Below are 6,454 nucleotides of genomic sequence, written 5' to 3'. Positions count from 1 at the left end.
GGATTCCTCACCGCCGGCCTTCTGGTGTGCGCTGCGCGCGTGCGCACGTGGGACGCGCGGGGGTTCCGGGTCAGTGACCGGAGTGCGAAGCGCCTTCGGAGGGCTCGCCCGACACGTGCGCGGAGTGGTCCGTGCCCTCCTCGATGTCACCGCCAAGCGTCTCCCGCAACGCCGTCACGGTGCTGGTCTCCTCACCCACGGCCACCCACTTGCGGCCGACCAGGTAGTGGCCGCCGTAGTCCTTGGCCCCGTTGATCCACTCGCGCTGACCGCGGTCGGTGGCGAAGGTCAGCAGGATGAACTTGCCGTCGCCGTTCTTGCAGAGGGCCTGCCGGAGTTCGTCGGCGTCGGTCTGCATGTCGGGCGTGCACTTCACCTCGGCGGCCAGGTGTTCCAGGCTGCCGGTCGCCGTCACCGGGACGGTCTCCTCGGCCCCGTCGGAACCGCAGCCCGTCAGCACCAGCGCCGCCGCGGCGGCGGCCACCGCGAGCATCGGTCGGGTCATCTTCATCCGTTCCTCCCTGCAAGAGCCTCGCACTGGATACGGCTCTCACGCGCGGTGCGCTCAAAATACCCCTGCCCGGTGGGCACAGCCGTGCGAGAGTGTGCCGGTGAACCAAGACTGGGAAGATCGCGTGACCGCCGCCTGGGCCAGCTTCGACGAGTATCCGGAGGAGCGCGCGGCGGAGTTCCGGGCCCTGATCGACAAGCTGGTCGCCGAACTCCCCGAAGGCAGTCCGCTGGGCCCGTTCGAGCGGGCCTGCGCCTGGGACTCGACCGGTCACTCGGACCGGGCCGCCCCGCTGTACCGGGACGCGCTCGCGCGCGGACTGAGCGAGGTGAGCGGCTACAAGGGCCGGCGAGCCAAGATCCAACTCTCCAGCTCCCTGCGCAACATCGGCCAGGCGGACGAGGGCGTCAAGCTGCTGACCCCCGAACTGGACGCCCCGTCGGACGAGTTGGACGACGCCGTACGCGCCTGTCTGGCCCTGTGCCTGTCGAGTCTCGGCCGCGACCGCGAGGGCCTGTCCCTGGTGCTCGGCGCCCTGGCCCCCCATCTGCCGCGCTACCAGAGGTCGATGGCCAACTACGCGAAGGCGCTCACGGAGGGCTGACCCGCCCGGGGTGACCATCCTCCGTTTCGCTCGTTCTGCTGGACGTGCAGTCACAGGATGTCGCCCCGCGCCCCGCACCCGGATCCACCGCCGACCGGACCGTCGACGTCGAGCAGGCCGAGGCCGCGCTCGTCGAGCACTACCCGCGGCTCGTCCGGCTCGCCTATCTGGTGCTGCCCCCCGGCCTCGGCCGCAGTCGGCGCGTCCTGACCGCCCACGCCCTCGCCCAGCGCGCCCTGCCCCGCGGCAGCGCCTCGACCCCCGTCATCCCGGCCCAGAACGGGGGCGCGGGGGACGGCCGTGACGGCGACCCCGGGTACGCCTACATCCGCCTCCAGGTGGTGCGTTCGGCGCTGGAGGCGGGGCTGCCGCTGCGGCTCCGGGCCCGGCGCAGGCGCGCCCAGCTCCCGCCGCTGCTCCCCCAGGTGTGGGGCCTGCGGCTCTTCCCCCGCTCCGGCGGCGCCGACGAGCTCGCCCTGGACCAGCGCCTGGCCACCCTGTCGGGGCCGGCCCGGGCCGCCTATGTGCTGCGCGGTCTGGAGCGGCTCCCCGACGGCGACGTCCGCGAGGTGCTGACCGGGTCCGGCGTCCCGGGCGCCGAGGTGACGGCGGCCCTGCGCGAGGCCGGCCAGGTCCCCGCCGCCCAGTACACCCTGCTCGACTCCCCCGAGTTCGACGCCTGCTCGCTCCAGGTCCGCCCCACCGATCTGATGCGCCGCCGCCGGCACACCAGGGCCGCGCTGGCCGCCGCGGCCGCGCTCGCCGTGTGCGGCGCCCTGGTCGCGCTGCCCGGCGGCGGCTGGGGAGCCGACGGCGCGGCCGCCCCGCTGTACGCGCAGAACCCGGCCGCCGAGGCCGCCCTCGACCCCGGGCGGCTGGTGAAGGTGTCCCCCGCCGCCTGGAAGACCTCCGCGCGCACGGACTTCTCCGTCTGGCCCGCGCGCGGACCCCTCACCCGCGACAACGCGCTGCTGCGCCGCGCCCTGGCCGTCTGGGCCCGCCCCGGGAAGGCCGTGCACGTCTCCGCCACCCCGGAGACCCCGTTCGGCGGCCCCGCCGGACCGCCCCAGCTCCTCTACGCGGGCGAGGTCGACAACGCGCGCGTGGTGATCCTGTACGACGGTCTGCGCATCGCCCGCTACGCCGAGCCGAAGGACGGCACCGCCGGGGCGGCCCTCGACTTCGCGCGGGTCGACGGCGCGACCGGCCCCGAGGCGGGCGCGCTGGTGCTGGGCCGGGCGGACGGCAACGTGCGCTATCTGACGGCCCCCTGGGTGACGAAGGCCGGCGAGCGGGACCTGTCGAAGCCGGGCGCCGGGGTGATGGACCTGACGCTGACCGACGGGATCACCTCGCCGCTGTCCAGCCCGGCCACCCACACCGGCACGTGCACGACCTGGAACGTGCTCCAGCTGACGGACGCCTCCGGCACCCATCTGCTCAGCGACCTCGGTGAGCTCGTCCCCGCCCGGCTCACCGCGGGGCGCCCGGCCGCGCCCAAGGAGGCGAGCGGCGCGGCGGCGCTGCGGACCTGGGCGCCGTTCGCCTGCTCGCTGGCCGACGCCCGCGGACAGGGCGTACGGACGGTCAACGCCTGGGGCTACACCCGGCAGCTGCTGCCCGACGCGAACGGAGCGGCGACCTGGGTGTGCACCCGGGCCGAGACCTGGCGGGGCGACGGCAGCAGGGTGCTGGCCCAGTTCCACACACCGGGCGGGCTGTTCGGGGCGGCCGTGGCGAAGGCCGGGGACGTACCGGCGTGCGGGCCGCGCGATCCGCATGTGCTGGCCGGGGTGCTGTGGAAGTCGAAGGGCGGCGACTGGTACCTCCTCGCCGCCGGCGACAAGGCGACGGCGTCCGTCCGGGCGACCGGCGGGGTGACCGGGTCCGGGCAGGGCAACCTGCTGGCGGTACCGACGAAGCAGGGCGCGCAGGCCGGCCTGGAGGGCAGGCTCAAGGACGGGCGGTCGATCAGCGGACTGCGCTGACCCGTCCGCGGGCACCTCGGGTGGACGAACGGGGTGGACGAACCGCGTGGACGAACCGGGTGAGCAAGCCGTGTGAGCAAGCCGGCCTGGCAGGTAGGGCGGGCGAGTTGTCGCACAGGGGTTCACCCCCGCCCTACCCGTCAGTACATTGACATCATGTCTAACAAGCCCGAAGGGCGGCCGGACGAGCGTGTCCCGCTCAAGGCACGCAAGGTGTCCTTCTCCTGGAAGGGAACCCCGCTGCACTGGGTGCCGGGGGACCCGTTCGCCACACACACCATCAACGTGCTGCATCTGCTGCTGCCGGCCGGTGAGCGCTGGTTCGTGCACGTCTACCGGCAGGTGCTCCCGTACATCCGGGACGAGCGGCTGCGTGAGGACGTCATCGGGTTCATCGGGCAGGAGGCGATGCACTCCCAGGCCCACGACGAGGTGCTGCCGCATCTGCGGGAGCAGGGGCTCGACCCGACGCCGTACACCGCGCAGGTCGACTGGTTCTTCGAGAAGCTCCTCGGTGACCGGACGCTGCCGCCCGGCCGGGCCCGGCGCTGGTGGCTGATGGAGCGGGTGGCCCTGATCGCGGCCATCGAGCACTACACCGCGTTCCTCGGCGACTGGGTACTGAACGCCGAGGAGCTCGACCGGCGAGGCGCCGACCCGACCATGCTGGACCTGCTGCGCTGGCACGGGGCCGAGGAGGTCGAGCACCGGTCCGTCGCCTTCGACCTCTTCACCCACGTCGACGGCGGCTACCGGCGACGGGTGCGGACCTGGGCGACGGCGTTCGCGGCGCTGGTGTTCCTGTGGCAGCGCGGGACCCGCTTCTTCATGGCGAACGACCCGACCCTGACCGACGGCCGCGCCTCCTTCAAGGACTTCTACGTCCGCGGCAGACGGGGCACGCTGCCCGCGACCGGCGACCTGCTGAGGTCGGTCCCGCGCTATCTGAGCCGCGCGTACCACCCCTCGCAGGAGGGCTCCACCGAGCAGGCGGTCGCCTATCTCGCCTCCTCCCCCGCCGCGCTGGCCGCGCTCGCCGCGGAAGACAGGGCGTCGTGATGCCGAAGCCGCTGACCGCCGTGGCCGTCGCGGGCGCGGCGCTGCTCGTCCGGCGGGCGCTGCGCCGCCGGATCCAGGTCTCGCCGCTGTGGCCGATGCCCGCGCTGGCGGAACCCGTCTCCGGCCGGCCCCGGTCGCGGGCGCTGCGGCTGCTGGTCACCGCACGGCACGAGCCGGCCGAGGGTGTCGTCCAACTGCGGCTGGAGGGACGCGAGTTGCCGCGCTGGGAGCCGGGTGCGCATCTCGACCTGGTGCTGCCTTCGGGCCTGGTACGGCAGTACTCGCTGTGCGGGGACCCGGAGGACACCTCCTCCTACACCGTCGCCACGCGGCTCGTCACGGACGGGCGGGGCGGCTCGCGCGAGGTGCACGAGCAGCTGCGGGAGGGGATGGAGGTCGAGGTGCGGGGGCCCCGGAACCGTTTCCCGCTCGTCGAGGCACCCTCGTACGTCTTCGTCGCCGGGGGCATCGGCATCACACCGATCCTGCCCATGCTGCGGGCCCTCCCCGAAGGCGCCGAGTGGCGGCTGCTGTACGCCGGCCGGACACGGGCCTCGATGCCGTTCCTGGATGAGGTCGCGAGGCTCGGCGGGGAGAACCGGGGCCGGGTGACGGTGGTGGCCGGACGGCCCGATCTCGACGCGCTGCTCATGGACCCGCCCGAGGGCGCGGCCGTCTACGCCTGCGGCCCGGCGGGGCTGATGGCGGCGGTGGAGGAGCGGGTGCCGCACGTCCGGCTCGAGCGGTTCACGGCGCGTACCGTCCGGGACGGCGACCCCTTCGAGGTCGAACTCAGGCGCACCGGGCGGGTGGTGACGGTCGCGGCCGACTCGACCGTCCTGGCCGCCGTCCGCGCCGAACTGCCGAACACCCTCTACTCGTGCGAGCAGGGCTTCTGCGGAACCTGCCAACAGCGGGTGCTGGCGGGCGAGGTGGAACACCGGGACGAGCTGCTCACCGATGCGGAGCGCGCCGACTCCATGCTGATCTGTGTCTCCCGGGCGCGCGGCGAACGCCTGGTGCTGGACATGTGATCCGGCACGCGGCCCCGCGCTCCACTCGACACGCGGAGCGACAGGTGAAGGACGGGGCGAAAGATGACTGACATGTGACCGGACAAGTGGTCGGTTAAGTGACGGATGGGGTGAACGTCTGCACCGGTCCGGTCCGTTCTGGGCCGGAACCGATCGGTAAGGTGTTCGCATGACTACCGGGGTTCGTCGCAGAATGGGAGTCGAGGAGCGTCGGCAGCAGTTGATCGGCGTCGCCCTCGAACTGTTCGCCCAGCGCTCGCCGGACGAGGTCTCCATCGACGAGATAGCCGCGGCCGCGGGCATCTCGCGCCCCCTCGTCTATCACTACTTCCCCGGCAAGATCAGCCTGTACGAGGCCGCGTTGAAGCGGGCCTCGGAGGATCTGGCGGGCCGGTTCGCCGAGCCGCACGAAGGACCGCTCGGCTCCCGGCTGCTCCGCGTGATGCGCCGCTACTTCGACTTCGTCGACGCGCACGGCCCGGGTTTCTCCGCCCTCATGCGCGGCGGCCCGGCGGTCGGCTCCTCGACCACGAACGCCCTCATCGACTCCGTACGCCAGAACGCCTACGAACAGATCCTGTCGCACCTGGGGATCGCCGACGCGCCCCCGCGCCTGGAGCTGATCGTCCGCTCCTGGATCTCGCTCGCCGAGTCGACCGCGCTGATCTGGCTGGACGGGCGGCGCATCCCGCGCGAGGAGCTGGAGGTCCAGCTCGTGCAGGACTTCGCCGCGCTGACGGCCGTCAGCGCGGCCCACGACGACGAGCTGCGCACACTGCTGCGCCCCGTGCTGGGCGGCGAGCCGGCCGACGGGCCGTTCGGCGACCTGGTCACCCGGCTCATCGCCCTCGCCTCCTGAGACCGCCCGGCACCCGCCCTCGCTCCAGCTCCAGCTCTAGCTCTCGTACTTGCGGTACGACGGGTCGAGGTCGCGCACCTCGGCGGAGGCGTGCAGCACGAAACCGTCCCCCGTCACGTGCTCGCGCAGCAGCTCCAGTACGGCCTCGGTCAGCTTCGACTTCGTCTCGTCGGTGCGTCCCGCCAGGAGCCCCAGCGTGACGTGGACGACCGCGTGCCCCCGCTCCTCGGGATCGTCGTAGCCGAACGCGGTGAACTCGGCGGGACGGAACAGGGTCTTGCAGGCTTCCGGCTTGGCGGCCGCGATCTCGACGACCGAGGTGTGCAGGGCCCGCGCGAACCCGTTCCGGTCGAAGGCGGACGCCATCGTGGTCGAGTAGTCGACGGTGATCTGCGGCAT

7 protein-coding genes are annotated in these 6,454 nt (G+C 73.1%); 5 read left to right on the top strand and 2 right to left on the bottom strand.

Going from position 1 to position 6,454, the window contains the following annotated elements; genetic code table 11:
* Positions 1 to 70 precede the first annotated feature (70 nt).
* On the bottom strand, positions 71 to 511 hold the full coding sequence (locus tag ACFVYS_RS36995; RefSeq protein ID WP_389509337.1) for a hypothetical protein: 441 nt from the start codon (positions 509 to 511) through the stop codon (positions 71 to 73).
* 124 nt (positions 512 to 635) lie between these two features.
* Here ACFVYS_RS36995 and ACFVYS_RS36990 point away from each other — a divergent pair, with 124 nt between their 5' ends.
* The 5 genes from ACFVYS_RS36990 (at position 636) to ACFVYS_RS36970 (ending at position 6,055) form a co-directional block, all read left to right on the top strand.
* Positions 636 to 1,115 (top strand): tetratricopeptide repeat protein, encoded by a 480-nt coding sequence (locus ACFVYS_RS36990; protein WP_389509335.1) that lies wholly within the window; start codon positions 636 to 638, stop codon positions 1,113 to 1,115.
* Positions 1,116 to 1,159: 44 nt separating this feature from the next.
* Positions 1,160 to 3,103 carry a hypothetical protein gene (locus ACFVYS_RS36985; RefSeq protein ID WP_389509334.1) on the top strand — a complete coding sequence of 648 codons (1,944 nt, stop codon included), beginning with the start codon at positions 1,160 to 1,162 and terminating at the stop codon, positions 3,101 to 3,103.
* 156 nt (positions 3,104 to 3,259) lie between these two features.
* Complete coding sequence (locus tag ACFVYS_RS36980) at positions 3,260 to 4,162, top strand: metal-dependent hydrolase (RefSeq protein ID WP_389509332.1); 903 nt, start codon at positions 3,260 to 3,262, stop codon at positions 4,160 to 4,162.
* A complete protein-coding gene (locus tag ACFVYS_RS36975; protein ID WP_389509331.1) occupies positions 4,162 to 5,196 on the top strand; it encodes a PDR/VanB family oxidoreductase in 1,035 nt (344 codons plus the stop codon). Before ACFVYS_RS36980 ends, ACFVYS_RS36975 begins: the two co-directional genes overlap by 1 nt.
* 169 nt (positions 5,197 to 5,365) lie before the next feature.
* Positions 5,366 to 6,055: a TetR/AcrR family transcriptional regulator gene (locus tag ACFVYS_RS36970; protein WP_389509329.1), complete on the top strand. Its 690-nt coding sequence runs from the start codon at positions 5,366 to 5,368 to the stop codon at positions 6,053 to 6,055.
* A gap of 36 nt (positions 6,056 to 6,091) precedes the next feature.
* On the opposite strand, the gene ACFVYS_RS36965 is transcribed toward ACFVYS_RS36970, so the two are convergent.
* Positions 6,092 to 6,454, bottom strand: coding sequence for a 5-carboxymethyl-2-hydroxymuconate Delta-isomerase (locus tag ACFVYS_RS36965; protein WP_389509327.1), 363 nt, complete (start codon positions 6,452 to 6,454; stop codon positions 6,092 to 6,094).

It is taken from the genome of Streptomyces sp. NPDC058295 (genome assembly GCF_042880655.1).
In the GTDB taxonomy this organism is placed as follows: Bacteria; Actinomycetota; Actinomycetes; order Streptomycetales; family Streptomycetaceae; genus Streptomyces; species Streptomyces coriariae.
The sequence above is the reverse complement of the archived record's forward strand: the minus strand, read 5'-3'. Positions and strand labels throughout refer to the sequence as shown.

Coding starts and splice junctions, on each gene's coding strand:
- ACFVYS_RS36995 (WP_389509337.1), bottom strand. CDS start 511: ATGAAGATGACCCGACCGATGCTCGCGGTGGCCGCCGCCGCGGCGGCG.
- ACFVYS_RS36980 (WP_389509332.1), top strand. CDS start 3,260: ATGTCTAACAAGCCCGAAGGGCGGCCGGACGAGCGTGTCCCGCTCAAG.
- ACFVYS_RS36975 (WP_389509331.1), top strand. CDS start 4,162: ATGCCGAAGCCGCTGACCGCCGTGGCCGTCGCGGGCGCGGCGCTGCTC.
- ACFVYS_RS36970 (WP_389509329.1), top strand. CDS start 5,366: ATGACTACCGGGGTTCGTCGCAGAATGGGAGTCGAGGAGCGTCGGCAG.
- ACFVYS_RS36965 (WP_389509327.1), bottom strand. CDS start 6,454: ATGCCGCAGATCACCGTCGACTACTCGACCACGATGGCGTCCGCCTTC.